Origin of the sequence: Carnobacterium sp. CP1, from assembly GCF_001483965.1 — a bacterium.
GTDB classification, from domain to species: domain Bacteria; phylum Bacillota; class Bacilli; order Lactobacillales; family Carnobacteriaceae; genus Carnobacterium_A; species Carnobacterium_A antarcticum.
The window spans coordinates 2,293,941-2,319,562 of the sequence record NZ_CP010796.1; the positions used below are offsets into that span (position 1 = coordinate 2,293,941).

Genomic DNA, 25,622 nt, shown 5'->3' on the forward strand with positions numbered 1-25,622 from the left:
AATACGGTAATAAATAAATGAAGGATGTGATGAGGATGCCAGCAACTGCAAAACAAGCTTCTTTTAAAGAAAAGGCAATGACGTGGTTAGATATTATCAAACCCAATTGGGAACGAGCCGAAGTATCTTCGAATGCAGCAGAACTTGCTTACTTTATTTTACTTTCATTAGCCCCGGTTTTACTGGTTGCAGCTAATATTATCCCTTTCTTGCCCATCAGTGCAGAAGAAATTTTGCCTTATTTAAAGACAGCATTGCCAGGAGATATCTATAATGTTGTTCAACCGATGTTGATTGATTTTTTAAGCAACACAAATGGTGGTGTCATCTCTATTGGGTTGATCACGTCACTTTGGTCAGCCAGTAAAGCGTTTAATGCTGCTCAAGTCGTTTTGAATGACGTTTACGGTGTCGAGAAGAGAAAGAATTTCATTATTGTTCGAGTAGTCTCATTTCTAATCAACTTAGCAATCGTGGCTGTTGTAGGGGTAATCATGTTTGCCTTCGTTTTTGGTGAACAAATTCTGCATTTTGTAGAAAGTTTGCTGCATGTCAAACTTACTTTGATTGAAACGATCCTTAGTTTTCGATGGTTGGTTTTATTAGTCGTACTCATAGTCGTACTGACATTGATTTACTACTTGCTGCCGAACCATTCGTTATCGATCAAATACGCTATTCCAGGTGCAATTTTCGCTACAGCAGGCTGGTTGATCCTTTCTCAAGGGTTCTCATTATACGTGAAATACGCAGGGGGAGCTGCTACAGGCAGCGGGACATTTGGAGTATTTATTGTATTGATGTTGTGGCTTTATTTATCAGCGACGGTCTTATTGTTGGGAGCATTCATCAATACCATTTACTACCAGTACCGCAATGGAAAAACAGTCACACAAGCAAAACAAGAAAAAGAAGCAGCTGGAGCCGGCAAAACGGAAAAAGATTATTTGATGGATTCAGCAGAGAGACAACGAAAGAAACTGACAAAAGTAAAACCAGTGATCGAACAAGAAGAACGCTAAGCTGTCTGCTTAGTTTTCTTTTTTTTCTTCAGTTTTAGTTAAGAATAACTAGAGCCTTTTTTTTGTGTACTATTTCTTATATAATGGATAAGATTCAAAGAATGTAATGATTGAATAGAAGAGACAAGGAGATTTTCAGAAAAATGAATGAAAATAATGAATCAAAAATAGATTATGGTATTATTTTATCCGTATTGCTGTTGGCTTTAATGAGCATAGCAACGATTTTCTCTACTACTTTTTTAATAGAAGGCAAAGGTATCCAAGCTACTGTGATGCAAGTTCTCTGGTACATAATCGGAACAGCATCCATCATTGTCATTATGCAATTTGATTCGGAACAGTTATGGAAGCTGGCTCCAATTGCTTACGGGGTCGGTTTGCTGCTTCTCGTTCTGGTTTTATTTTTCTATGACCGGCCGACTGAAGCTTTTACCGGTGCAAAAAGTTGGTTCAAATTCGGCCCGATAACGTTTCAGCCTTCCGAAATCATGAAAATTGCTTTTATTTTAATGCTTGCACGTGTCGTGACGCAACACAATAGTGAATACGATCAGCATTTTGTGAGAGCTGACTTTGTGCTGTTGGGAAAAATCATTTTAACTTCTTTAGCTCCTTTGGTTTTGGTTATGTTGCAAAATGACTTGGGGACAACCTTGGTTTTCTTAGCGATTATCGGCGGTGTTGTTTTGATGTCGGGTGTGACGTGGAAAATTATCTTGCCGCTATTTTTGTCTTTTGCAGGTTTAGCCGGCGGAGTGCTGTTTATGGTAGTGTACAATCGAGATGTTTTGCTGAAATTTGGGTTCAAACCGTATCAATTTGCTCGTATCGATACATGGCTGGATCCCTATCATGATGCGGCCGATGCTGCTTATCAGTTGATTCAAAGTATGAAAGCAATTGGGTCGGGGAAAGTATTTGGGAAAGGCTTCGGTGTTTCCGAAGTGTATGTGCCGGTTCGAGAATCGGATATGATTTTTGCTACGATTGGTGAAAATTTCGGTTTTATTGGCAGTTGCGCACTGATTTTTGTTTACTTCTTGTTGATTTATCAAATGATTCGTATTTGTTTTGATACAAAAAACGAGTTTTATACGTATATCTCTACAGGAGTGATCATGATGATTCTCTTCCATGTGCTTGAAAACATCGGAATGGGAATTGGTCTGTTGCCGTTGACAGGTATTCCATTGCCTTTTATATCTCAAGGGGGAACAGCCTTGTTGGGAAATATGATGGGAGTGGGACTGGTCATGTCGATGCGGTACCATTACCGCAGTTATATGTTTTCTGAGGAAAAAGAAGGTTTTTGATCATCAGAAAACGAACGAGACAAATCAGCAAATCAAGTTGAAAAGGGGTCATCTAGCACATGCTTAACTATTATCAACATCCGACGTGCTCAACATGCCGCAAAGGCAGAAAGTGGCTGGAACAGCATGATGTGGCTTATCAGGCTATCAATCTGATTGAAACTCCGCCATCTAAAGAACAGTTAGCAAAATGGATCAGGAAATCAGACTTGCCGATCCAACGTTTCTTTAATTCCAGCGGTACGCGGTATCGTCAATTAGGTTTAAAAGAAGTCGTTCCTACATTGACTATCGAAGCAGCGGCAGAACTGCTTTCAACGGACGGGATGCTGATCAAACGGCCGCTCGTCACAAATGGCAGCACAGTAACGCTGGGTTTTAACGAAGATGTATTTGAAAAAGTATGGCTTAACTAAAAAGGAGAAGAAATGAAATGACAGCGAAGAATACAATGAAATATAGCGAAAATGGATTATGGATCTTGAAAGACGGCAGCAATTACCGCATCGGTTTATCAGAAAAAGGGCAAGACGATTTAGGAGAAGTAATGTTTGTTGAGGTACCTTCTGACTTGAATGAAGTAGCAACGGGCGATAACTTGATTGGAGTAGAAGGCGCAAAAGCTGTTACCGAATTAACAGCACCTTTTTCAGGAAAAGTCAGCCGCTTTAATGAAGCATTAGCAGATGATCCGGAAAAATTAAACAGTCCAGATCCGCAAGACAACTGGATCCTTGATCTATCTGAAGTGGATGAAGCAGCCTTCAACGCTCTTTCAGATACGATTTAAAAAATTCAGTTGACAGATAAAAAAGGCTCTGTTAGACTATGAACAATATCATATTCATAGCGTTGATAAGAAGAGTACGTTCGTTACAAGCATTTATAGAGAGCCTCGGTTGCTGAAAAGAGGTAATGGGAGTCGAACCGAAGATGGTCTTTGAGCAGAATAAGTGAATGCGAAAGCACAAGCTTTTTCCGGAAGCACCCGATAAAGTGCCGCAGTATAAGAGTTGCAATGAACTCAGTACTGATTGAGGTTGGTTTAGCGATGAATCAACGAATTAAGGTGGTAACACGAAATGTCAAACTTTCGTCCTTATATTAAGTTAAGAACTTGGTATAAGGGCGGAAGTTTTTTTGTTTAACAAGAAAAGTCAGAACAGCTTAAGAAAGGAATTAAGCACATGATTGAATTAGCAAATGTAAAAAAAGTGTTTCAAACGAAGCAAGGTAATTTGACAGCTGTGGAAGACGTCAATTTGACCATTAAAAATGGCGAAATCTATGGCATCGTTGGGTATTCCGGCGCTGGCAAAAGCACGTTAGTCCGAATGTTTAATGGTCTTGAACAGCCAACAGCCGGGACCGTATCGATCGAAGGCAGTATTATTTCTCAGTTAAAAGGGAAAGGATTGAGAAAAGAACGTCAAAAAATCGGTATGATTTTCCAGCACTTCAATCTTTTATGGTCTCGGACAGTGTTAGAAAACGTGTTGTTTCCATTAGAGATTGCCAAGGTACCTAAAGAACAACGCACTGAAAAAGCGAAAGAATTGATTCGTCTGGTTGGTCTTGAAGGCCGCGAACAAGCTTATCCGGCACAATTATCCGGAGGGCAAAAGCAGCGGGTCGGAATTGCGCGAGCTTTAGCTAACGAACCAACGTTACTGCTTTGTGATGAAGCCACCAGCGCATTGGATCCTCAAACGACAGATGAAGTATTGGATCTGCTATTGGATATCAATAAACGTTTGAATTTGACAATCGTCTTGATCACTCACGAAATGCACGTGGTTCGCAAGATTTGTCATAAAGTAGCGGTCATGGATGATGGCAAGGTAGTGGAGCAAGGAGATGTACTGGAAGTCTTTAAGAGACCGCAGCAAGACATCACCAAACGGTTTATCCGCCAAGACGCGAATCCGGATAGTGAAGAAACAGATCTAGTCGTCGAAGAAATGCTGGCTGAGTACCCAGAAGGAAAAATGATTCATTTGACCTTTCAAGGGGAACAAGCCAAAATGCCGATCATCTCAAGTATCGTGCATGACAATGATGTCGAATTAAACATCCTGCAAGGGAATATCCGACACACTCAAGAAGGTTCGATCGGTTCTTTGTATGTTCAATTGAGAGGCAATAGCCAAAATATAGATCAAGCGATCGAACACTTGCATCAAATGAAAGTTGAAGTAGAGGTGATTGAACATGTTAGCAAATCTTAACGTAGGGGCCGGTCTTTTCGCTCAATACTTTGATTTTTCAGAAGTCCACTGGGAGAGAATCCAGGAAGCCACGATGCAAACCATCGGCATGACCATCGGTTCAGTCGTGATTGTTTTTTTCTTGGGGTTAGTTTTGGGATTATTGTTGTATGAGACAAATGGGAAAGATACCCCGTTCGCCAAACTATTGTACGGAATCGTAGCTGTTTTTGTTAATATTTTCCGGTCAGTGCCATTTATTATTTTAATTGTCCTTATGATTCCAGTTACAAAAAGTTTAGTTGGTTCCATGATTGGACCGACAGCTGCATTGCCCGCTTTAATTATTTCATCGGCTCCATTTTATGGTCGTCTCGTTGAAATCGGGTTTCGTGAAATTGACAAAGGCGTCGTTGAAGCAGCTGAAGCAATGGGAGCCAGCAGATGGGAAATCATTTATAAAGTTCTTATCCCGGAAAGCTTACCAGCCATTGTTTCTGGAATCACGGTCACGACGATTTCATTGGTGGGTTATACAGCAATGGCGGGTGTGATCGGTGCAGGAGGATTAGGAAACTTAGCGTATTTAGAAGGTTTCCAACGAAATCAACCAGCCGTTACATTAGTCGCAACGTTGATCATTTTAGTTATTGTGTTTGTCATTCAAGCGCTTGGCGATGTGTTGGTCAAGCGAATCGATAAACGGTAAAAGCAACACATAAACAAGTGGGGATAAAAAGCAATATAAAAAATTAGTAGGGGGATTTCATTATGAAAAAAAGAACATGGTTAGGTGCAATAGTCACTCTTGGTTTATCATTAACATTAGCAGCTTGCGGCAACAGTGATTCATCCTCTTCTTCTGAAACTTCAGAAAAAGACACAGTCATTAAGATTGGTGCAAGCAACGTCCCGCATGCTGAAATTCTGGAATTTGCAGAACCGCTACTTGAAAAAGAAGGCGTCAAGTTGGATATCACTACGTATAATGACTATGTCGTGCCGAATATCGCTTTGTCTGAAGGCGAAATTGATGCGAACTATTTCCAACACATTCCGTTTTTTGAAAGTGCAGTTGCTGAAAATGATTACGATTTTGTCAATGCAGGAGCTATCCACATTGAACCTTTGGGTATTTATTCAAACAAATACACTAGCTTGGATGAAGTGGAAGAAGGCGCAACTGTTTTAGTCAGCAATAGCCAAGCCGACTGGGGCCGTGTAATCGGGATTTTACAAGATGCTGGTTTAGTCACATTAAAAGAAGGCGTTGAACTAACAACGGCAACATTTGATGATATTGATAAAAACCCTAAGAAACTGGTTTTCCAATATGAAAATGATCCAGCTTTGATGACGACACTTTACCAACAAGAGGAAGGCGATCTGGTTGCGATCAATTCCAACTTTGCGGTTGATCAAGGTATTAGCCCGCTAGATGATTCTATTGCGTTAGAAAGTACAAGTTCACCGTATGCAAATATTATTGCGATACGTTCTGAAGACGCTAAAGACCCGGCTATTTTGAAGTTGATCGAAGTATTAAAATCAAAAGAAGTACAAGGTTTTATTCTTGAAAATTGGGATGGCGCTGTCGTTCCTGTAACTGAATAATTTTGAAAAACTGTGTTCTCTCACCAGAGCACAGTTTTTTTGTTCAATGGATATTTAACTTTTTAAGGCTTTTTGTCAAATCGTCTTAATGAATCTTAGGGGTAGAATTTCCTCTGGAATTTACGTGTTTGCTTGTAGAAAGCCATGGCACCTCCTAAAGCCTTTTCTCCAGGTTTTCAAGACTCTTCATGGCTACAAGCAGCCACTATTCCTCCAGAAATTTCAAAATTATGGAATACAATCATTTCACTTACCAACACCCAAAATGTTAGAACCATTTTTTTATGCGAGGATTGGATGGAGGAACGTTAGCAGAAATGGTAGAATGAACCTAAACGTTTTTACCTTATTGGAGGAAAGAAGACATGTACCGAACAGTGCCAAGTAAACAACTAGATGCGAAAGTCATTTCGTATGAACGAACGAAAGCCGTCATTGAAGGTGTGATTGAATTAAGTTTAGGAATAGCAGTCTCGATCGCTACAGTACAATTGGGATGGCCCAAGTTCTTATTGATTTTTTGGCTGGGGATCCCCATTATTGGGTACATTTTTAGCGGACTCATTCTGCCCACGCTTAAATTACGCTCCATTCGTTACGAACTGCACCCATTAGTGTTAGAAATTATGACCGGTTTATTTTTTAAAAAACGCGAAGTGATCGCTGTGGAAAGAATCCAGCATGTCCTCGTTAAAGAAGGTCCATTGGCGCGCAAATTCGGCATTCAATCGGTCCACATCGATACAGCCGGAACGACACACGAAGTTCCTTTGTTGCTGAAAGCAGAAGGAGAACAGTTAAGGCAACAGCTCATGGTACAAATCAAGGCGGTGACGACTGATGTCTGAGAAGAATAAATTGCACCCGCTGACACTAGTAACAGCTTTATTTAATCGGGCGAAAAGGTTGATCGTGCCAATCGTTTTCCTAGTTTTTCTTAATATAGGCGAAGAGTCAATGCCGATTTTTCTGATACTTCTATTCGTGGTCGTTTTCTTGGTCAGTTATAGTTTCGATGTGGTTCGGTATCTGCGCACGTCTTACTGGGTTGAAGGCAATCGTTTTGTATTGCAAACGGGTATTTTTATCCGCAACGAAAGAGATGTGCAGATCAGCCGCATTCAAAGCATTGATTACCAAGAAAGTATTGTGCACCGGGTTTTTCACTTAACAAAATTAGAGATTAAAACGCCTGGAAAAGGCATCAGTCTAGATGCACTTTCAAAAGCACAAGCTTTACAGTTAGCGGATTATCTTCATCATTTGAAAGATCGTTTAAAAAGCACTGTTGAAATCGAGGAAAACGAAGAAGAAGCGCCATCAGCTTCTATGGATCAACACAGCGGCTTTTCGTTGCAGCAAGCTAGCGTAACCAAAGAACTGTACGCGATGTCGCTAATCGATATTGTTAAAATGAATGCGATGGGAGACGTTATCCTAAAAGGCTTTTTAGTGGTTGTAGGAGGAATCAATATCTTTGCTGAATTGATTCCGGAAGCATGGGTGGCACGCATCAGTGCATTAGCAACATCCGCAACTTGGACGATGCTAACGGTCTTAGTCATCGGTGTTTTTTTGATTGTTTATATCATTGGCACTCTTTTTTCTGTTATCCGAAATTTTGAATACAAAGTAGAATTAACCAAAGACTATATTACGATTGAAAAAGGGTTATTTGAAGTGAAAAGCCAGACGATCGCATTGAAAAATGTCCAAAGTCTCAGAGAACAACGCAACTGGATCCAGCAATTGTTTGGTTATACCTCCTTTTATATCGGTATAACCAGTGATGAAAAAGAGATCAATTCAGACGCATCAAAAGAAGTTCAAGAAAAAGGCCAGATTTTATTGCTGCCGTTGGTGAAGAAAAAAGAATTGGCAGCGATGATACAAGAAATACTGCCGGCGTATCGCTGTGATCCAGCACAAGCAGTTGTTCCGATCCGTTCATGGAGACGTTTTGTTCAATTTCCGTTATTATTTTTAGTCGTGGCGTCTATTGGCATCAGCTTATTTGTCTGGCAGCTGGCTTGGATAATTGGCGGTATTCTAGCGGTCTTTTATCTTTTCTATGGGTATCGGCGTTACCGTAAAACCGGTTATGCACTGTCTCCAAATGAATTGACCTTAGAATTGCCAAAATGGTTTTCAACAGAAACGATTTACCTGCGCAAAGAGCGGATTTTACAAATGACCGTTAAACAACAGTATTTTTTGAAGAGAAGCCAATTGGGCAAATTAGAAGTAGCAAGTGCTCTTGGAGACAGCGCTCAGGAAAAGCAGCTCTCTTTTATTGAAGAAAAAGATTGCCAACGACTATACGATTGGTTTGTTGAAGAAGGGGAGGCTGGCGAATATGGAACCGCAAAAGAAAATCAGTTCTAAAGTTGTTAAAGCTTGGCGCATTCGGGCGGCTCTGATGTGTTTGCCTATTGCAGCAGTCACCTGTGTTTATCTGATCATTGAATTTTTTGCAGCAGACCGTATTTTTCCAGCTTGGGTAAGCGGTATGGCTATCGGCCTAAGTGTAGTTTGTCTTCTTATTTTTGCGGGTTTAGTGCCTTGGTTGAAGCAGCGATTTTGGCGTTACGATTATAGTGAAGACGAAATTGATGTTATTTCAGGTATCTGGGTGAAAAAAAGACTGACGATACCGGTGATCCGCATTCAAAATATTGAAACCAGTGTTGGGCCTTTGACCAAAAGAATGGGGTTAATGTCTTTGACGATAACAACCGCTGCTAAAAGCCATCAGTTGCCGGAAATGGAAAAAGACGAAGCAGTCGAGTTTAAAAAACAAGTACAAGCTCTCATACAAGCTGCGATTCACTAATTAAAACAGCAAAAAGGACTTGTTAAATGGTTTATGCCATTTAGCAAGTCCTTTTTTAATAGTTTATGCTTGTACTGCTTTGACACGACTAACAAATTCGTCAAACAGCTGCTGCATCTTGCGATCTTGTTTCATCATTAATTCTGGATGCCATTGAACCGCAACAATACTTTGTTTTGGATCAACCGCTTCAAATCCTTCAATCAGCTTGTCTTTGCTCCAAGCAACAGCTTTGAACGGTTTAGCTAATTTTTTGACAGCTTGGTGATGGTACGTATTGACGATATACGTTTCGCCAAATATCTTGCCTAAAGAACTATCCGGATCGATCAGAATCGTATGGGCACCCGTTTCAAAATGAGTTTTTTGAATGTGCTGTACCGCTAATTCAGGGTAGTCTGAAAGATCTTGGTAAAGGGTGCCGCCGTAAGTGACGTTTAACAACTGCAATCCGCGGCAGACAGCCAAAATCGGTTTTTTTTGAGCGATAGCAGCTTCGATCAAAGCCATCTCAAAAGCATCACGAGCAGGATTAGTAGCTTCCAATTGCAAACTCGGTTCTTCATTGTATAACAGCGGAGAGACGTCTTGTCCACCGGCTAATAAAAGCCCATCAATTCGTGAAATATAATCGCTGGCATCTGCAGGAGAGCTGATTGGCAAGACTACCGGCGTTCCTTCAGCACGGTCAATGCCGTCGACGAAGCCTTGCGGTGTATACGTAACTGGCAACCCGTTGGTTACCGCTAAATCACTTAACACATTCCCGGCTATTCCAATAAGTGGTTTCATCATTATCTTATCCTTCTTTCGCAAAAATCACTGTCTCATTCAATTGCAGCAGCTCCTAACTGAGTAGCTGCATGAAAAAGACTTTTGTCTAGTTTACCTTATTTTCAGCAGAAAAGTAAGTATCTCTCCTTATTGATTCAACTACAGCCGGTAGTGAAATTTTCGGTTCCGAAAATTTTCTGATTAGTGCTAAAAAGGAGAGAGGTTGTCTCAAAAACAGGGAAACGTGATTTGACTGCTATTAAACCTCAAAAACATCTTGTCGGACTGTCTAGTTGAGAACAAGTAAAACCAGCTAAAAGCTTTTATTTGGAGGACATCTTTTATCCCACCCTTCATTGCGTAAAATAATCAATTGAGCTAAAATGAAAGCGACAGAGAAAAGGTTTACTCGTTTTTGATATGAACTAAAAAATAAGAAAACAACTAAAGGAGTTTTTGGGTTATGGCAGTCTTAGAAATCACTAATTTGCATGTTTCAATCGAAGAAAAAGAAATTTTAAAAGGTGTCAATATGACCATTAATACGGGCGAAATCCATGCAATCATGGGTCCGAATGGAACAGGCAAATCAACGTTAGCAGCAGCCATCATGGGGCATCCCAGTTACGAAGTGACCGAAGGAACAATTTTTTTAGATGGGGCAAACATTTTAGACATGGCCGTCGATGAACGAGCTCGTGCCGGATTATTTTTAGGAGTCCAATACCCTAGTGAAATAGCGGGAATCACCAATGCTGAATTTATGCGGGCGGCTATCAACGCACGCAGGCCTGAAGAGGATAAAATTTCCGTGATGAATTTTATTCGGAAAATGGACGAGAAAATGGCTGTGCTGGATATGCCAGAAGAAATGGCTGAACGGTACTTAAACGAGGGGTTTTCTGGCGGAGAGAAAAAACGCAATGAAATCTTGCAATTGATGATGATTGAACCGACTTTTGCTATTTTAGACGAAATCGATTCTGGTTTAGATATTGATGCGTTAAAAGTTGTTTCTAAAGGCGTTAATGAAATGCGGGGGAAAGGCTTTGGAGCATTGATCATCACCCATTACCAACGCTTATTAAATTATGTCACACCGGATGTCGTACACGTGATGATGAATGGCGTAGTGGTTAAAACCGGCGGCGCAGAGTTGGCGAAACGATTAGAAGCAGAAGGCTATAAAGGCATCCGCGATGAATTGGGCTTAGATGTTGAATTAGGTGACGAATAGGAAGGGGGAATCAAGATGAACGAAACGACTTTTATGGATCAACTTGATGCTGTTCGCGATTTTTCATTGATCCACGGTGAGCCGGAATGGATGTTGCAGCTTCGATTAGCAGCGTTGGAGAAAATCGATGAGTTGGCGTTGCCTGTTATTGAACGGGTGCGTTATCACCGTTGGCCGTTGCTAGAAGCTCCTAATTTTTCATTAATGGAAGATCCAGTCTTCTTGGCAGAAGATTTTTTGATCGATGCTAGCGATGCGCCTAAAATCATCCAAGTCGGTTCACAAACCGCTTTGGAACAGCTGCCGATGGATTTGATTGAACAAGGCGTTATTTTTACAGATATTTTTACCGCAATGGAAGAACATCCGGAGTTGTTAGAAGAAGCGTATATGCAGTTAGCCGTCAAACCAGATGAAGATAAATTGACAGCTTTTCATGCTGCGTTTATGAACAGCGGTGTTTTCTTGTATGTGCCTAAAAATGTTGTGATCGAAGAGCCTCTAGAAGCTGTCTTTGTCCAAAATAGTCAATCCAGCACTAGCTTTATCAAACACGTCTTGATTTACGCAGAAGCTAATAGCGAATTTACCTATGTCGAAAAATACCAAACGATTGGCGAGACAAGCAATGCTGTTAACATTGTCGTAGAAGTTATTACAAAACCTGGAGCAAAAGTGAAGTTTTCAGCAGTAGACGAACTAGGCGAACAAACGACTTCTTACTTTAATCGCCGCGGTCACTTGTTGGGCAATTCGCAAATCGAATGGGCGATTGGGGTTATGAATCAAGGCGATGTGATCGCCGATTTTGATTCGGATTTGATTGGCGAAGGTTCGCACAGTGAAATCAAAGTTGTTGCTATCAGCATGGGGAAACAAATCCAAGCCATCGATACGCGTGTGACCAATTATGGCCGGCACTCGATTGGGCATATTTTGCAGCACGGTGTTATCCGCGAGAAAGCGACACTGACATTCAACGGTATCGGTCATATTATCAAAGGCGCTAAAGGAGCCGATGCCCAACAAGAAAGCCGTATTTTGATGCTGTCCGATAAAGCGCGCGGAGATGCTAACCCGATTTTGTTGATCGACGAAAACGATGTGACAGCGGGACATGCTGCCAGTGTTGGACGAGTTGATCCGGAAGAAATGTACTATTTGATGAGTCGCGGTATACCGAAAGAAGAAGCGGAACGCTTAGTGATTCGCGGCTTTTTAGGGTCAGTGATTGCAGCGATTCCATTGAAAGCGACACGTGATGAATTAGTGGAAACCATTGAAGGGAAGCTAACCAAATGAACCAGCACGGCGAAGCATGGAAAAAAGATTTTCCGATTTTAGATCAGCAGGTCAATGGTGAGCCGCTGGTTTATTTAGACAGTGCCGCTACCAGCCAAAAACCAACACAAGTACTAGAAGCTGTCGATACCTATTATCAAACTGCCAATGCCAATGTCCACCGCGGTGTTCATACCTTAGCGGAGCGGGCAACGGCGCAATACGAAGCAGCGCGCGAAAAAGTCCAACAGTTTATTCATGCGAAGGAAACAGCAGAAATCTTATTTACGCGTGGCACGACCACCAGCTTGAATTGGGTAGCCAAAAGTTACGGCGAAGCAAACGTGCAAGAAGGCGATGAAATCGTGATTTCTTATATGGAACACCACTCCAATATCGTTCCTTGGCAGCAGCTCGCTAAAAAAACAAAAGCGTCATTGAAATACATTGAGCTGACAGCAGACGGACAGTTAGATCTGGACAGTGCAGCAAAACAAATCACAGCACGTACAAAAATTGTTGCACTGACCCATGTGTCAAATGTGTTGGGCAGTATCAACCCGATTGCTGAGCTGACTCGAATGGCACATGCTGTTGGAGCAGTTATCGTTGTTGACGGAGCACAAGCTGTGCCGCATATGGCAGTCGATGTGCAACAATTGGACGCTGATTTCTATGCTTTCAGCGGCCACAAAATGCTGGGACCGACTGGCATCGGTGTCTTATACGGTAAACGAACGTTATTAGAACAAATGGAACCCGTCGAATATGGCGGTGAAATGATCGATTTTGTCCATGAACAAGACAGCACCTGGACCGAATTGCCGTGGAAATTTGAAGCCGGAACACCAAATATCGCAGGAGCGATCGGCTTAGGAGCAGCGATAGATTACTTAACAAAAGCAGGAGTAGAAAATATCCATGCCTACGAACAAGAGCTGGCCGCTTATTTGCTGCCTAAACTTCAAAACATTCCGGGTCTAACACTTTATGGACCAATTGACGCAGCTGAACTTACGGGAGTCGTGACATTCAACCTGGAAGGCGTTCATCCGCATGATCTGGCAACGGCATTAGATATGCAAGGGGTCGCTGTTCGTGCCGGTCACCATTGTGCACAGCCGTTAATGCAGTATTTGCAGGTTTCTTCAACGGTCCGGGCCAGCTTTTATTTGTACAATACGAAAGCAGATGCAGACTGTTTAGTTGAAGCACTGATAGCCGCAAAGGAGTTTTTCAATCATGGCACTATCTAGATTAGATCAATTATACCGGCAAGTGATCCTCGATCATTCCAGCCATCCTCACCATCAAGGCCAATTGGAAAGCGCGACAAACCAAATCGAACTGAACAACCCGACGTGCGGCGATGTGATTCAGCTGCAGTTGATTCTTGAGGAAGACCGAATCAAGGATATCCGCTTTTCAGGCAGCGGCTGTGCCATCAGTACAGCCAGTGCCAGTATGATGACCGATGCAGTGATCGGATGCACAGCGCAAGAAGCCTTGGCGTTAGTCGAACAATTCTCGCTGCTGGTCCAAGGCAAAGAAGACGAGAACACGGCAACATTAGGAGACGCTGTTATTCTTAGCGGGGTTTCAAAATTCCCTGCCCGTATCCGTTGTGCAACACTAGCGTGGAAAGGGCTGGAAAAAGCCTTGATTGAAGCACAAGAACAAAATAACAAATAGAAGAAGAGCGAAAGGAGTTCTTGAACATGAGCGAAGTACCAGAAACAGAAGAGTACCAATTTGGTTTCCATGACGATATCGAATCGGTTTACACTACTGGAAAAGGGATTTCAGAAGACATTATTCGAGAAATATCTGGTCGTAAAGACGAACCGGAATGGATGCTGGATTTCCGATTGAAATCTTTCCGCCATTACGAGAGCCGGCCAATGCCGAAATGGGGTGCAGATTTATCGGAGATCGACTTTGATGAAATTACGTATTATAAAAAATCTAGCAACAAACCGGAACGCAGCTGGGAAGATGTACCGGATAAAATCAAAGAAACCTTTGAACGCATCGGCATTCCTGAAGCAGAGCGCAAGTATTTGGCCGGTGCTGGCGCCCAATACGAATCAGAAGTCGTTTACCACAATATGAAAGAAGAATTCGAAAAAATGGGCATCGTCTTTTTAGATACGGACAGTGCCTTAAAAGAGTATCCTGAAATATTCAAAGAACATTTCGCGACTATTGTTCCCCCAACCGATAACAAATTAGCAGCTTTGAACTCGGCTGTTTGGTCAGGTGGGACGTTTATCTATGTACCCAAAGGCGTGCGCTGTGAAGTGCCACTGCAAATGTATTTCCGCATCAATGACGAAGGTATGGGTCAATTTGAACGGACATTGATCGTAGTGGATGAAGGAGCCAGTGTCCATTATGTTGAAGGCTGTACGGCACCAACCTTTTCGTCTAGCAGTTTACATGCCGCGATCGTAGAAATCGTCGTCAAAAAAGACGCTTACTGCCGCTACACGACCATCCAAAACTGGTCTGACAATGTCTACAACCTAGTGACTAAAAGAGCCACAGTCGATGCAGGCGGTACGATGGAATGGATCGACGGCAACTTAGGCGCGAAAACCACCATGAAATACCCGAGCGTTTACTTAAACGGGAACGGAGCTCGCGGTACTATGCTGTCTATCGCGATGGCCGGTGCCGGACAAAACCAAGACACCGGAGCAAAAATGATTCACAATGCTCCCAACACATCCAGCTCAATTGTTTCCAAATCAATTGCTCATGACGGCGGAGAAGTCAACTACCGTGGACAAGTGACGTTCGGGAAAAACTCAGGCGGATCGATTTCACATATCGAATGCGACACGATCATTATGGATGATTTGTCTAAATCCGATACGATTCCTTTCAATGAAATCCATAACGGCAATGTGTCGCTGGAACACGAAGCTAAAGTATCCAAAATTTCCGAAGAACAACTGTACTACCTGATGAGCCGCGGTTTGACCGAAGAAGCAGCCACTGAAATGATCATCATGGGCTTCGTCGAACCCTTCTCCAAAGAACTGCCGATGGAATATGCGGTGGAATTGAATCGGTTGATTGCTTATGAGATGGAAGGGTCAGTGGGGTAATAAACATAAAGAAACACTGTGTCAAATCAGTTTGATACAGTGTTTGTAGTAGACATCTAAGGCGGAATTTAGCTGCTGCTTTAGGTGTTTTTTTACTTTTTTTAAATTATTTGTTGCCTTTAAGCAAACAACGAGTGTATGTATTAAAAGGAAAAAGGTCTATTATTTCTTGTTTTACTTCATCTGGAAATGATAAAGACATTCATAAAAATATTCATGTAGAACAAGAATATTTACCAATTAGTATCGTTCTCGTTGTAGGAGAAGTTATGTATGCTCACGTGATGATTCGGTTTCTTTAAAACAACCAATAGAAAGAGATGAAGGAGTGTTTATATAAGAGGAATTTTGCAGTTAAGAACGCAATTATTTACTTCAAAAACCCGTCAGAGATTTACTCTAACGGGTTGAAAACTATATATTTACATCGCCATCCAATTGGGTTCTAAAATGTTTCCGTCTGGATCTTCCACTTCAAGTCCGAACATTTGATCCTCGGGTATCCCCATATCTACTTTGTAAAAACCACCGCCATTGACTTTGGCTGTTTCCGCAAATTTTTTAACTGCATCAGCACTTTCCATACTGAATGCAATAAGAGAACTGCTGGTTGTTTGAGTATCTGCAATTGTTTTGTCTTTAATAAAACGGCTGTAAAATTCGTGGTTAAGCAGCATAATCCAAAAGTGATCATCCCAAACCATTGAGACAGCTTCGTCTGTTGAAAATTCTTTATTTTGAGTAAATCCTAATTTTTCATAAAATGCAGTTGAACGTTTGAGATCAGAGACAGGAAAATTGACAAAAACCATGGTTGTCATAAAAATCCTCCGTTCTTTTCATTTTTTGGTTTTACTACGAATATAGCATCTCACGAGGGGATATTTTTGTCAAAAATAGTCGATTAAATTATGTTTATTATTATAAGGTTAAGCCAACTTTATGTGAGTAAGAAACGAACCCTTTTAATGGCAATAAAGCAGGTTATAGCAAAGAAAGAAAATGCGAGTTCTCTTTGAATTATAAAAAGCATCCAAAGAAGTCAGTATGACTTATCTGGATGCTTTTTAGCTGAGTTTATCTCAGGCTCATTTTATACTATTAAGCTGTTGGTGTTTGGAATTGGCTTTGATAAAGGTCAGCATAAAAGCCGTCTTGTTCTAACAATTCGTTATGGCTGCCCGTTTCAATAATATTTCCTTTGTCCATGACTAAAATTAAATCTGCATTTTTAATAGTCGACAGACGATGAGCAATCACAAAGCTTGTTCTGTCCATCATCAAATGATCGATCGCTTGTTGAATTTTAATTTCTGTTTTAGTATCGATACTTGAAGTCGCTTCATCTAAAATCATTACTTTAGGGGCAGATAAAATGGTTCTAGCGATCGTTAACAATTGTTGTTGTCCTTGCGAGATCATATTATTTTCACTCGAAATAATGGTGTCATAACCTTCTGGCAATGTTTTGATAAACGAATCACACTGGGCTTTTTTTGCGGCGTCTATAATTTCTTCTCTAGTTGCATCTTTCTTTCCGTAGCTGATATTTTCAGCAATGGTTCCTTCAAACAGCCAAGTATCTTGCAACACCATACCAAACTGTTTTCTTAGATCATGTCTTGTGAGTGTTTTAATATCAATCCCATCAAATAAAACAGCACCACTATTAATTTCATAAAAACGCATCAGCAAATTTACGAGAGTTGTTTTTCCAGCACCTGTTGGACCGACGATAGCGATCGTCTTTTTGGGCTCTGCAATAAAACTTACGTCTTTCATAATCAGCTGATTTTTATTGTAGCCAAAACTAACATGAGAAAATTCGATTTGACCAAGAGGATTATCAATCACATTAGCGTTTGCGATATCAGAAACTTCGTTTTCTTCATCTAAAACTTCATAAATACGTTCAATAGCTGCTAAACAACCTTGAAGCATATTTACGACATAAGAAGCTTCTGTAATCGGATCTGAGATTTGGTTGACGTATTGCAGAAAAGCTTGAAGCAGTCCTATCGTCATTGTTCCTTGGATCGCTAAAACAGCACCCAATAATGCAGTGCTAATATAAGCTAGTTGGGTAATGGTTCTCATGATAGGGTAGATCGCGAAATTAACAAATTGAGCCTTTTTATGAGCGGTATATTGTTCGTCAATTAATTGATCTGCTTTTTGAATAACGTCTTCTTGCTTATTAAAAGCTTTGATAATGGTATTTCCAGAATAGTATTCTTCAGTAGCACCACTCAATTTCCCTAAGGTATACATATTGTCGCCAAATAAAGTTTGATTCTTTTTAGAAATGACTTTTGTGACAATAATGTTGATTAGAATCATGATAATAATGATCAAGGCTAATCGACCGCTAACATAAATCATTAGGCTTAACCCAACAATGACAATGATGATTGAACTAACAAATTGATTAAAACTCATGACAATAAAGGTTGATACTTTATCTGCATCTGCTGTCGTTCGACTCAACAAATCGCCCACTTGTGTTTGATCGTAAAAATTCAATGGCAGTTTATTCAGTTTATCGGTTATTTTCTTACGTAAGGTTAGACTGACCTCTTCACTGACAGAAGCTATTAAATATTCCTGAAAGTAATTGCAAATAAAAATGATACCAGAAAGCAACAGCAACAGTAGGAGAGGACCAGTGATAGCCTCTCTAATGCTTTCCAACATTGAAGTGTCCGGCGTTTTGATAGCTTCGATTAGACCGTCAATAGCTCGGGCTGTAATTAAAGGAATCATGACGTACGCTAATGTACCGATAACGTTCGAAATAACAGCAGGGATGGTTTTCTTTTTTTGGAGCATCAGCAGTTCGAAAAAATAACGAATCGATTTTTTTATATCTTTTGGTTTTTCTGTGTCTACGTCTTCTAAAAGCACTTGTTCTTTTTTAGACATCTTTCTTTACCTCGCTTTCAGATAGCATATTTTGAGATCTAGCTAATTCTTGATACACAGGATTTTTTTCAATTAGTTCAGAATGGGTGCCTTTTCCAACGATTTTACCCTCATTTAATACGATGATTTTATCGGCATCAATGATTGTACTGATTCTTTGGGCAATGATCAATGTTACAGCATCTTTTAGTTCGGGTTTTAAAGCAGCTCTAAGTTTCGCATCGGTTTTATAATCCAGTGCTGAAAAACTATCGTCAAATACATAGATGTGAGATTTCTTTATCAATGCACGAGCAATTGCCAGACGTTGCTTTTGTCCTCCTGAAAAATTTGTTCCTCCTTGAGAAACTGAAGCATTAAATTTCTTATCTTGTTCTTCTATAAAGGGTAAGGCTTGTGCAACTCGTGCAGCATGCCTTATTTCGTCAGGTGTTGCTGCTTTATTCCCATCTAAAATATTGTCCCGAATGGTTCCGCTAAATAGAAACGCTCTTTGTGGGACGTAGCTAATCAATGAACGAAGGTCTTTTTGCAAGATTTTGCTTATATCTGTACCGTGTATCAAGATACGTCCCGCTTGAATGTTATTGAAGCGCAATAGAATTTTAGCTATTGTACTTTTCCCGGAGCCTGTTCCACCAACGATGGCTAATACTTCTCCAGTGTTAATCGAAAAATCTAAGTCTTCTAATACCGATTTGTCAGCACCTTGATAGTTAAATGTTACGTTTTCAAATGACAAGGCTGGCTGTACAGTAAAATCTACTTTTTCTACCAAATGATCCTCATCCTCAACTTCTGGTTGAAGGACCAGTACTTCCTGAAGTCTATTTAAGGAAGCTATTGCTCTTGGTATATTAAACATGATCAAAGCGGTCATGATAAATGAAGACATTGTGAGGACTGAGTATCCGATAACAGCAGTAATGGCCCCTACTTGGATACTGTTTTCTGCAACTAAAGAACTGCCTACCCAAATAATCGGGATCATAGTCAATGAATTCAGGCTAAAGGCAACAGGTGTTAGAAAGGCAAAGTACTTATTGATTCTAATCATGTTATCAGCAAAATCATTAAAACTACCATCAACTTTATTTTTTTCAAAGTCAGCATTATCAAAGGCACGAATAATCTTTACGCCTTTAAAAAATTGTCTTACAAGCATGGTCATTTTATCCATCTTTTTCTGTATGTTATTGATAAGCCGTGTTGATTTAAACATGATCACAGTAATCACGCTTATAAAAATAAGAATGGATACAAGAGGAATGACCGTCATAACAGGTGAAACCCGATAAGCGAGTAGTATAGAAATGATGGCCATAAATGGACTAGGCAAAACCATTTGAAATAATGACAACGTCACTTCTTGAATATTAACAACATCACTAGACGTTCTTGTGACTAAAGAAGCCACTCCTATTTTGTTGGTATCATTTAATGACAATTGTTGTATCTTTCTAAATAGTCTTTTACGTGTCTCTTTTCCAAAACGCGAAGCAATTTCAGATGCGTAATAACTTCCAAGTACCCCAACAACTGCTCCAACAAGGACAGTAAGCAACATTTTGATTCCAATAGAATAAACGACACTACTATTTTTTTCTAAAATTCCTTTATCAATAAGTTGAGCGATTAGATAAGGAATAAGTAGAGTTGCTACTGATTGAAGTAAAATTAAGCTGCTTGTAACAAGGACAAGCAGTTTGTTTTTCTTTAGAAATGTAAAAAATAAACGCATATTGTTCATGTCTCCCTTTTAGTTATATGACTAAACTTAGCACCGAGTTTAGAATAAGATCGTTTCAATAAGGTATAGGATAGTTCTCTACACTTTGAAATTAGCGAATAATAGCAGTATAATCTGTATAGCTACTATACAGTCAAGCTTTATTTTTATAAACGATGCACGAATAGAGAGGAACATTATGAAAAAGGAATACTTAACCATTAGTCAGTTTTCAGCTTTATCCGGAATTAGTCGGAAAAATCTTATTTATTATGATAAAATCAATTTGTTTTCACCTAAAATGGTTTCAGAAAAAGGGTATAGACTGTATGAGGAAAATCAATTAGATACCATTAGTGTGATTTGGATTTTGAGAGAATTAGGAAAATCAATTAAAGAAATAAAAATTTATTTACAAGAACGAACTCCAGAAAAAATGCTGTCACTGTTTCAAGAAGAACAAGAACAAATTGACAAAAAAATTAGAACATTAAAGCAATACAAAGACATGCTGAAAAAAAGAATAGAGTTAACAAAACAGGCGGATTTAATTACGATAGGAAAGATTACTTTTATTCAGCAAGAAAAAGAGTCCATACTAATTAGTGAAAAAATAAACCAAAATTACAATGAAGCCCTTGTTAATTTTTATTCGATTATTGAACAGCAAGATATTGTCCAAGGTTATCCAATAGGAGCTATTGTTGGGAAAAACGAATTGAGCGACGGGCAGTTTACAAATTTTAGTTACTTCTATATAAATAAATTTGCTGAAGATAAAAATCTTTTAAGCATTAAACCAGAAGGAACATATGCGGTTATGTATGACTACTGTGATTACAATAAAACGGAAAAACTGTATCGAAAAATGTTGGATGAACTAGCAAAGAATGGCTATGAAGTTGATGGGGATGCCTATGAGGAATACATCATTGATGAAGTTGCAGAAAAAAACCCCGATCAGTATTTGGTTAAGGTAATGATTAAAGTAAAAAAAATGACAATCGGATAAATAATTTCAGCATCTATTGATTAGAAAGAAAAATCAGCAGAGCAAAATAAAAAAGCTAGAAACACAGACTAAAAGTGTTTTTAGCTTTCTTTTATATTTATATAATCTCTTCTGCGTATTCCCATGTCGCACCATCATCGGTTGACCGATAAAGGACTTTACTGCCTCCGTTATGATCACCGTCTTCTCCTTGTCCGACTAGAAGGAAAAGATTTCCGTTTTCTTTAGAGGGCATTTCTGGAAAATCAAAAGGAGCGTATTTCTCAGTATCTGTTAAAGGAACTTCAATAGTTGGCAGTTCCACTTTTTCAAAAGTGCTGCCGCCGTCGGTTGTCCGATATAAATCTGCATAGGTAGAACCGCCGTGAGACAATCCAATAAATCCAAGTTTTTCATCAATAAAGGTTATACCTGTTGAGGTACCTATTTCTCCTGAAAATGGGTTAGGATTGAATATTTCCCAAGTATTCCCGCCATCTAAGGTTTGGTTCAAGGTATAAAAACGAGAACCTGCAGCAGCATCGACTACACTTAATTGGTAGCCTAAATACTCATTTATAAAGTAAGTCTCCTCATCATTCTTATCCTGATTGGCTATGCTTACTTTATCCTGTAAAGAATCGGATATCGAGGAATAATCAACAAAACGGACGGGGGTGATTCCGCTGCTATTCGGCGCATAGACCGAAATAGTGTAACCTGTAATTTCATCCTTGGCTGTTTCTATTGGGAAGGTATCGCCTTCTTCGTCAAAATAAAGAATTCCTTCAGTATTGTACCCCCAACTGCGGTAACCGGCATAATAAATGCCAAGTGTCTCTTCGTTCCAGTCATCAACAGTTTCTTTTATAGGAAGGTTCTTCACATTATTGATCAGTGGTCGGAGCTTCATAGTTTCATCAAAAGGTGTATCCGTATAACCATTTAAGTACACAGTGATGTCATTGCTTTTCGAACGGTCATAATCAATCAAAAAACTCTTTATCTCACCATCGTCATTTAAGCCATATAAAAAGCTGTAGAGAGAAGTGATTTGACCGTCTTTAGTGAACGTTAAGTCGAAATGATTGCTGAGATACAATTCATTTGGCAAATCAATTTTAGTTTGAAGGTCTGCAAATAGTCCATCTAAGTCATCTTTGTATACATTATCATGAACAAATTCTACTTTACGCTTATTGAATAAGTCTTCAATGACAAACGCTAATTTTCCTTGAAGATTTGTGCCGCTTTGGTAGATATTTATTCCAGTGGCAAATGTAATGACAACTAAAGAAATCGTGCTGACCATCACCCATAACTTGCTGATCTTTTCTAAAGCAGAAGAAGTGCGCTTTTTAGTTGTGCTTCTCTTCCGTTTAGACCGATACAAGCACCAAGCAAACCAAATGAACAAACTAAGAAAAGCGATTAAGATAATCGGCGCTCTTAGTGCAACTCCACCATATTTAGCAAGCAGAGATAAGGAATAACAACCGATACCGTATACAACTACGATAATGGGATTAAAAACAAGAGCTCTCCATTTGTAATCTTTTTTCTTCAATTAGACATCTCCCTTATCAAGTGAACCATTTTCGACAATAGTCTATGACTTATTTTACCATTTGTAAAGCTTTTTTAGCTTTATCTATTTTGGAAAATATGTTTGAATGGAATAGATAAGTTGATACGAGAATTTATTTAAGTTACAATAAGTAAGTGAATATAAATACCTTAAACCGATAAAAATAAAAAAGTTAACGACTAGGAGTGTTGAAATGCAAGTAGAATTTTTTCATGATGTGATTTGCAGTTTTTGTTTTCCCATGTCTTACCGTATGAGGAAAGTGGCTAAAAAGTACCCAAAACTAGAGATTATTCATCGTTCATTTGCTTTAGGATGGGAAAAAGAGCAATTCATTCAAATGTTTGGTTCTCATGAAGCGGTCAAACCTGAAGTGATTCACCATTGGGAACAGGCTAACCAAAACGATGACGAACATCGTTTCAATATTGAAGGAATGAAAGAGCAAGACTTCTTATTCCCAACATCTAAAAATGGATTAAAAGCCTCGAAAGCTGCTGGAATGATCGCTGACCAAGAAGCGTATTGGGCTGTTTTTGATGGTTTACAACAGGCTTTATTCGTAGAAAACAGAAATGTATCTGACTTGGCGGTTATTGAAAATGTGGTGAAGCAAACGGCTGTTGATTTTGATGCTTGGAAAGCACAATTCGAGAGTCCGGAAACTGAACAAGCTGTTATGGAAGATTTGCAACGAGTAAAAGCTTATGGTATCCAAGGAGCTCCTGCAATAGTGGTAAATCAAAAATATTTGATCAGCGGGGCGCAGCCTCAAGAAGTGATCGAACAAACGATTGAAAAAATTGCTGAAGAAGAAGGGTTTCAATTAAAAGGATTAACCTTAATGGGGTCAGATGCTGCAACGTGCAACATGGTTGATGGCAAATGGATTTGTGACTAACAACCCATTAAATTAATATACAAATATTTGAAAGAGAGCTTAATGTTATTCCTATGCATTAGTTATACGCTAATGACCAAGGAGATAACGATAAAGCTCTTTTTTTTTTTTGCATAATCAGAACAAATAAAAACTCTCTATCAGCTTTTATTTAGGATAACGTTTCCTAGAGTGTATGAATATTGTGTATACTATACGTACATAGAAACTAATGGACATGAAACGGTTATCAGCACTAATTGAAAACAGTTATACAGTTAAAAGAAATGAATTTATAGACAAAAGAAAGAGGGGATATAGAGATGAATAAAAGAGTAAGAAGGTTGTTGGGTATTGGAGTTGCTTTTCTGTTTAGTATGACTTTTGGTGAAACGGTTTTTGCGGAAAATGAACTATCGGATATGACCATTGAAGTTGAGTTGCAAGAAGACGGATCTGGGATTGTCACAGAACATAGAAAAATGATTATGGACGATGGTACCGAATTGTATATTGTACTGGATGATCTGCAGGATTCTGCATTGCTTGATTTTTCAGTAGCTGGTTTTCAAGAGGTGAAAGATTGGGATGCAGATGCTTCATTAGAGGAAAAGACTGGTCACTATGGCACTGTAGAAACGGGTAGCGGATTAGAGCTTATCTGGGGTATTGGCGAATATGGAGAAAATGAATACGAAGTGTCTTATACCCTATCAAATTTAGTTCGTGAATTGGAAGATGGGCAGGCATTGCTATGGAATTTTGATACCTTTTCTGATATTCCAGCAGAAAATTTGACCGTTGAAATTACGGGGTTTGAACCCTTTACAGAAGAAAATGTCCGCTTTTGGGGATTTGGTTTTGATGGGGGTCTCCAATTAGAAGGCGATACGGTCGTTTGGAGAGCAGAGGAAGAAGTAGACAGCAGTAAAGATGTAACGGCGCTGCTCCAATTTCCCAAAGGATTATTTAATACACAAGCCAGTGTAGATATGACTTTGGAAGAACAGCGCGAAATGGCCATGGATGGCTCAGCTTATAATGACGAGGCTTCTTCTAATACGGTTCCGATAGTTATTATTTCTCTATTAGCGGTTGCTGGCGGAGGAAGTGTTGTTTTGGGAACCAAGTATTACAAGAACTTAAAAAAAGCGAAAGAAGAAGCTGGGCAAATGCGTTCAGGAGCACAGAGGATCAAAGAGAATAGTGAGGTGTTTTTAGAAGAAGTTCCGTATCATGGCGAAGATTTTGCAGGAATTGCCTATTTGCTGCAAGACATTCAAAAGGGGTATTTCGAAGATTACTTCTCAGCTTATGTGCTGAAATGGTTATCAGAAGAACGGATCCTTATCCATACTACCGAAGATAAAACTTTGTTTGGGGATGATTTTGATACAGAAATAGAAATTATTCATTTTGAAGAAGAGCGTGCACGTTATCCTCAATCGTTTACTGATTTTGTGGATAAAATAGAGACGAATCATAAAGGAAGTTATGAGACCGGATTGTGGCTCATGTTATTGGATGCTTCAAACAGTAGAGGTTTCATTGAAGATGATAAAATGAAGAAATGGGCAAAAAAACATGCCAAAGAAGTAGAAACCTTTGCAGATTATTTGATCGATTACTCAAAAGAGTATCTAGAAAAAGAAAACCTCATTTCATTTAAAGAAATCGAAGTATGGGGGACGAAACATGAGGTGGCTATTGCTAGTCCTGAAGGCGACAAGTTGTTTGATCGTCTAGTTCAATTTGATAATTATTTAGAAGAAATCGAATTAGACGGTTTTGCTGACAACACCAATCCTTTCTCTTTTGAAGAATTTTTATTCTGGAATACTTTGTACTTTAAAAGTGAGGAAATAACAAAGGAATTCAAGGAAATGATCCCAAATCCGAATAATGTCTCTGGAGAGAATAACTTTATCTATTATTACTGGTATTGGAACGGTATGACAGGATTCAGAAAAAATTGGTCCACTGGATTAGCTAGCGGTGGGTTCCATTCAAGTACTTCATCAGCAGTATCCGGAACAGGAGGCTCAACTTCATTTGGTGGAGGAGCAGGTGCCGGTGGTGGAGGCGGCGGAGGGGCTCGGTAAGCGGAGAATCTCT

Annotated in this window: 23 protein-coding genes and 1 other annotated feature; of the genes, 18 read left to right on the top strand and 5 right to left on the bottom strand. The window is 39.6% G+C overall.

The genetic code is table 11. The features are described 5' to 3' along the window. The first annotated feature begins 35 nt into the window (after positions 1 to 35). From NY10_RS10825 to NY10_RS10870, 10 genes are all read left to right on the top strand, one after another. Positions 36 to 1,022, top strand: coding sequence for a YihY/virulence factor BrkB family protein (locus tag NY10_RS10825; protein ID WP_058919963.1), 987 nt, complete (start codon positions 36 to 38; stop codon positions 1,020 to 1,022). A gap of 143 nt (positions 1,023 to 1,165) precedes the next feature. Next, a complete protein-coding gene (locus NY10_RS10830; RefSeq protein ID WP_058919964.1) occupies positions 1,166 to 2,338 on the top strand; it encodes an FtsW/RodA/SpoVE family cell cycle protein in 1,173 nt (390 codons plus the stop codon). 59 nt (positions 2,339 to 2,397) lie between these two features. Next, positions 2,398 to 2,754, top strand: coding sequence for an arsenate reductase family protein (locus tag NY10_RS10835; protein ID WP_058919965.1), 357 nt, complete (start codon positions 2,398 to 2,400; stop codon positions 2,752 to 2,754). Positions 2,755 to 2,771: 17 nt separating this feature from the next. Then, complete coding sequence (locus tag NY10_RS10840) at positions 2,772 to 3,128, top strand: glycine cleavage system protein H (protein WP_058919966.1); 357 nt, start codon at positions 2,772 to 2,774, stop codon at positions 3,126 to 3,128. Positions 3,129 to 3,181: 53 nt separating this feature from the next. After that, positions 3,182 to 3,442: a binding site (T-box leader), on the top strand. A gap of 83 nt (positions 3,443 to 3,525) precedes the next feature. Next, positions 3,526 to 4,566 carry a methionine ABC transporter ATP-binding protein gene (locus NY10_RS10845; RefSeq protein ID WP_058919967.1) on the top strand — a complete coding sequence of 347 codons (1,041 nt, stop codon included), beginning with the start codon at positions 3,526 to 3,528 and terminating at the stop codon, positions 4,564 to 4,566. Beyond that, positions 4,550 to 5,254, top strand: coding sequence for a methionine ABC transporter permease (locus NY10_RS10850; RefSeq protein ID WP_058919968.1), 705 nt, complete (start codon positions 4,550 to 4,552; stop codon positions 5,252 to 5,254). The genes NY10_RS10845 and NY10_RS10850 overlap by 17 nt, the downstream gene beginning before the upstream one ends. A gap of 62 nt (positions 5,255 to 5,316) precedes the next feature. Then, positions 5,317 to 6,159, top strand: a complete 843-nt coding sequence (locus tag NY10_RS10855) for a MetQ/NlpA family ABC transporter substrate-binding protein (RefSeq protein WP_058919969.1) — start codon at positions 5,317 to 5,319, stop codon at positions 6,157 to 6,159. Positions 6,160 to 6,524: 365 nt separating this feature from the next. Then, complete coding sequence (locus NY10_RS10860) at positions 6,525 to 7,007, top strand: PH domain-containing protein (protein WP_058919970.1); 483 nt, start codon at positions 6,525 to 6,527, stop codon at positions 7,005 to 7,007. Beyond that, positions 7,000 to 8,544: a PH domain-containing protein gene (locus NY10_RS10865; protein WP_058919971.1), complete on the top strand. Its 1,545-nt coding sequence runs from the start codon at positions 7,000 to 7,002 to the stop codon at positions 8,542 to 8,544. Before NY10_RS10860 ends, NY10_RS10865 begins: the two co-directional genes overlap by 8 nt. Then, positions 8,516 to 8,992: a PH domain-containing protein gene (locus NY10_RS10870; protein WP_058919972.1), complete on the top strand. Its 477-nt coding sequence runs from the start codon at positions 8,516 to 8,518 to the stop codon at positions 8,990 to 8,992. Before NY10_RS10865 ends, NY10_RS10870 begins: the two co-directional genes overlap by 29 nt. A 63-nt stretch (positions 8,993 to 9,055) precedes the next feature. Here NY10_RS10870 and NY10_RS10875 read toward each other — a convergent pair whose 3' ends face one another. Next, positions 9,056 to 9,787, bottom strand: a complete 732-nt coding sequence (locus tag NY10_RS10875) for a gamma-glutamyl-gamma-aminobutyrate hydrolase family protein (protein WP_197408965.1) — start codon at positions 9,785 to 9,787, stop codon at positions 9,056 to 9,058. 442 nt (positions 9,788 to 10,229) lie between these two features. Here NY10_RS10875 and sufC point away from each other — a divergent pair, with 442 nt between their 5' ends. The 5 genes from sufC to sufB are packed head-to-tail and all read left to right on the top strand — an operon-like array spanning position 10,230 to position 15,397. Continuing rightward, positions 10,230 to 11,003, top strand: coding sequence for a Fe-S cluster assembly ATPase SufC (gene sufC, locus NY10_RS10880; protein WP_058919973.1), 774 nt, complete (start codon positions 10,230 to 10,232; stop codon positions 11,001 to 11,003). Between the two features lie 15 nt (positions 11,004 to 11,018). Beyond that, positions 11,019 to 12,305 carry a Fe-S cluster assembly protein SufD gene (sufD, locus tag NY10_RS10885; protein ID WP_058919974.1) on the top strand — a complete coding sequence of 429 codons (1,287 nt, stop codon included), beginning with the start codon at positions 11,019 to 11,021 and terminating at the stop codon, positions 12,303 to 12,305. After that, positions 12,302 to 13,540 (top strand): cysteine desulfurase, encoded by a 1,239-nt coding sequence (locus tag NY10_RS10890; protein ID WP_058919975.1) that lies wholly within the window; start codon positions 12,302 to 12,304, stop codon positions 13,538 to 13,540. The genes sufD and NY10_RS10890 overlap by 4 nt, the downstream gene beginning before the upstream one ends. After that, the gene (sufU, locus tag NY10_RS10895; protein WP_058919976.1) at positions 13,527 to 13,976 is read left to right on the top strand and encodes a Fe-S cluster assembly sulfur transfer protein SufU; all 450 of its coding nucleotides are present in this window, start codon (positions 13,527 to 13,529) and stop codon (positions 13,974 to 13,976) included. Before NY10_RS10890 ends, sufU begins: the two co-directional genes overlap by 14 nt. Positions 13,977 to 14,002: 26 nt before the next feature. Beyond that, entirely contained in the window at positions 14,003 to 15,397 is a 1,395-nt protein-coding gene (gene sufB, locus NY10_RS10900) for a Fe-S cluster assembly protein SufB (protein WP_058919977.1), read from the top strand. Between the two features lie 422 nt (positions 15,398 to 15,819). On the opposite strand, the gene NY10_RS10905 is transcribed toward sufB, so the two are convergent. The 3 genes from NY10_RS10905 to NY10_RS10915 form a co-directional block, all read right to left on the bottom strand. Then, positions 15,820 to 16,218, bottom strand: coding sequence for a VOC family protein (locus NY10_RS10905; RefSeq protein ID WP_058919978.1), 399 nt, complete (start codon positions 16,216 to 16,218; stop codon positions 15,820 to 15,822). Between the two features lie 280 nt (positions 16,219 to 16,498). Beyond that, positions 16,499 to 18,319: an ABC transporter ATP-binding protein gene (locus tag NY10_RS10910; protein WP_058919979.1), complete on the bottom strand. Its 1,821-nt coding sequence runs from the start codon at positions 18,317 to 18,319 to the stop codon at positions 16,499 to 16,501. Beyond that, a complete protein-coding gene (locus NY10_RS10915; RefSeq protein ID WP_058919980.1) occupies positions 18,312 to 20,069 on the bottom strand; it encodes an ABC transporter ATP-binding protein in 1,758 nt (585 codons plus the stop codon). Before NY10_RS10915 ends, NY10_RS10910 begins: the two co-directional genes overlap by 8 nt. 178 nt (positions 20,070 to 20,247) lie before the next feature. Here NY10_RS10915 and NY10_RS10920 point away from each other — a divergent pair, with 178 nt between their 5' ends. Beyond that, a complete protein-coding gene (locus tag NY10_RS10920; RefSeq protein ID WP_058919981.1) occupies positions 20,248 to 21,060 on the top strand; it encodes a MerR family transcriptional regulator in 813 nt (270 codons plus the stop codon). A 97-nt stretch (positions 21,061 to 21,157) separates the two neighbouring features. Here the strand turns inward: NY10_RS10920 and NY10_RS10925 are convergent, their stop codons facing one another. Then, positions 21,158 to 22,606 carry a WD40/YVTN/BNR-like repeat-containing protein gene (locus tag NY10_RS10925; RefSeq protein ID WP_231726738.1) on the bottom strand — a complete coding sequence of 483 codons (1,449 nt, stop codon included), beginning with the start codon at positions 22,604 to 22,606 and terminating at the stop codon, positions 21,158 to 21,160. Between the two features lie 214 nt (positions 22,607 to 22,820). Between NY10_RS10925 and NY10_RS10930 the strand changes: the two genes are divergently transcribed. Continuing rightward, positions 22,821 to 23,528, top strand: coding sequence for a DsbA family oxidoreductase (locus NY10_RS10930; RefSeq protein WP_058919982.1), 708 nt, complete (start codon positions 22,821 to 22,823; stop codon positions 23,526 to 23,528). Positions 23,529 to 23,830: 302 nt separating this feature from the next. Then, positions 23,831 to 25,609 (top strand): DUF2207 domain-containing protein, encoded by a 1,779-nt coding sequence (locus tag NY10_RS10935; RefSeq protein WP_058919983.1) that lies wholly within the window; start codon positions 23,831 to 23,833, stop codon positions 25,607 to 25,609. The last annotated feature ends 13 nt before the right edge of the window (positions 25,610 to 25,622 follow it).

Coding starts and splice junctions, on each gene's coding strand:
- NY10_RS10905 (WP_058919978.1), bottom strand. CDS start 16,218: ATGACAACCATGGTTTTTGTCAATTTTCCTGTCTCTGATCTCAAACGT.
- NY10_RS10855 (WP_058919969.1), top strand. CDS start 5,317: ATGAAAAAAAGAACATGGTTAGGTGCAATAGTCACTCTTGGTTTATCA.
- NY10_RS10915 (WP_058919980.1), bottom strand. CDS start 20,069: ATGAACAATATGCGTTTATTTTTTACATTTCTAAAGAAAAACAAACTG.
- NY10_RS10935 (WP_058919983.1), top strand. CDS start 23,831: ATGAATAAAAGAGTAAGAAGGTTGTTGGGTATTGGAGTTGCTTTTCTG.
- NY10_RS10865 (WP_058919971.1), top strand. CDS start 7,000: ATGTCTGAGAAGAATAAATTGCACCCGCTGACACTAGTAACAGCTTTA.
- NY10_RS10890 (WP_058919975.1), top strand. CDS start 12,302: ATGAACCAGCACGGCGAAGCATGGAAAAAAGATTTTCCGATTTTAGAT.
- NY10_RS10850 (WP_058919968.1), top strand. CDS start 4,550: ATGTTAGCAAATCTTAACGTAGGGGCCGGTCTTTTCGCTCAATACTTT.
- sufB (WP_058919977.1), top strand. CDS start 14,003: ATGAGCGAAGTACCAGAAACAGAAGAGTACCAATTTGGTTTCCATGAC.
- NY10_RS10835 (WP_058919965.1), top strand. CDS start 2,398: ATGCTTAACTATTATCAACATCCGACGTGCTCAACATGCCGCAAAGGC.
- NY10_RS10825 (WP_058919963.1), top strand. CDS start 36: ATGCCAGCAACTGCAAAACAAGCTTCTTTTAAAGAAAAGGCAATGACG.
- sufC (WP_058919973.1), top strand. CDS start 10,230: ATGGCAGTCTTAGAAATCACTAATTTGCATGTTTCAATCGAAGAAAAA.
- NY10_RS10920 (WP_058919981.1), top strand. CDS start 20,248: ATGAAAAAGGAATACTTAACCATTAGTCAGTTTTCAGCTTTATCCGGA.
- NY10_RS10860 (WP_058919970.1), top strand. CDS start 6,525: ATGTACCGAACAGTGCCAAGTAAACAACTAGATGCGAAAGTCATTTCG.
- NY10_RS10930 (WP_058919982.1), top strand. CDS start 22,821: ATGCAAGTAGAATTTTTTCATGATGTGATTTGCAGTTTTTGTTTTCCC.
- NY10_RS10845 (WP_058919967.1), top strand. CDS start 3,526: ATGATTGAATTAGCAAATGTAAAAAAAGTGTTTCAAACGAAGCAAGGT.
- sufU (WP_058919976.1), top strand. CDS start 13,527: ATGGCACTATCTAGATTAGATCAATTATACCGGCAAGTGATCCTCGAT.
- NY10_RS10875 (WP_197408965.1), bottom strand. CDS start 9,787: ATGATGAAACCACTTATTGGAATAGCCGGGAATGTGTTAAGTGATTTA.
- NY10_RS10870 (WP_058919972.1), top strand. CDS start 8,516: ATGGAACCGCAAAAGAAAATCAGTTCTAAAGTTGTTAAAGCTTGGCGC.
- NY10_RS10840 (WP_058919966.1), top strand. CDS start 2,772: ATGACAGCGAAGAATACAATGAAATATAGCGAAAATGGATTATGGATC.
- NY10_RS10910 (WP_058919979.1), bottom strand. CDS start 18,319: ATGTCTAAAAAAGAACAAGTGCTTTTAGAAGACGTAGACACAGAAAAA.
- sufD (WP_058919974.1), top strand. CDS start 11,019: ATGAACGAAACGACTTTTATGGATCAACTTGATGCTGTTCGCGATTTT.
- NY10_RS10830 (WP_058919964.1), top strand. CDS start 1,166: ATGAATGAAAATAATGAATCAAAAATAGATTATGGTATTATTTTATCC.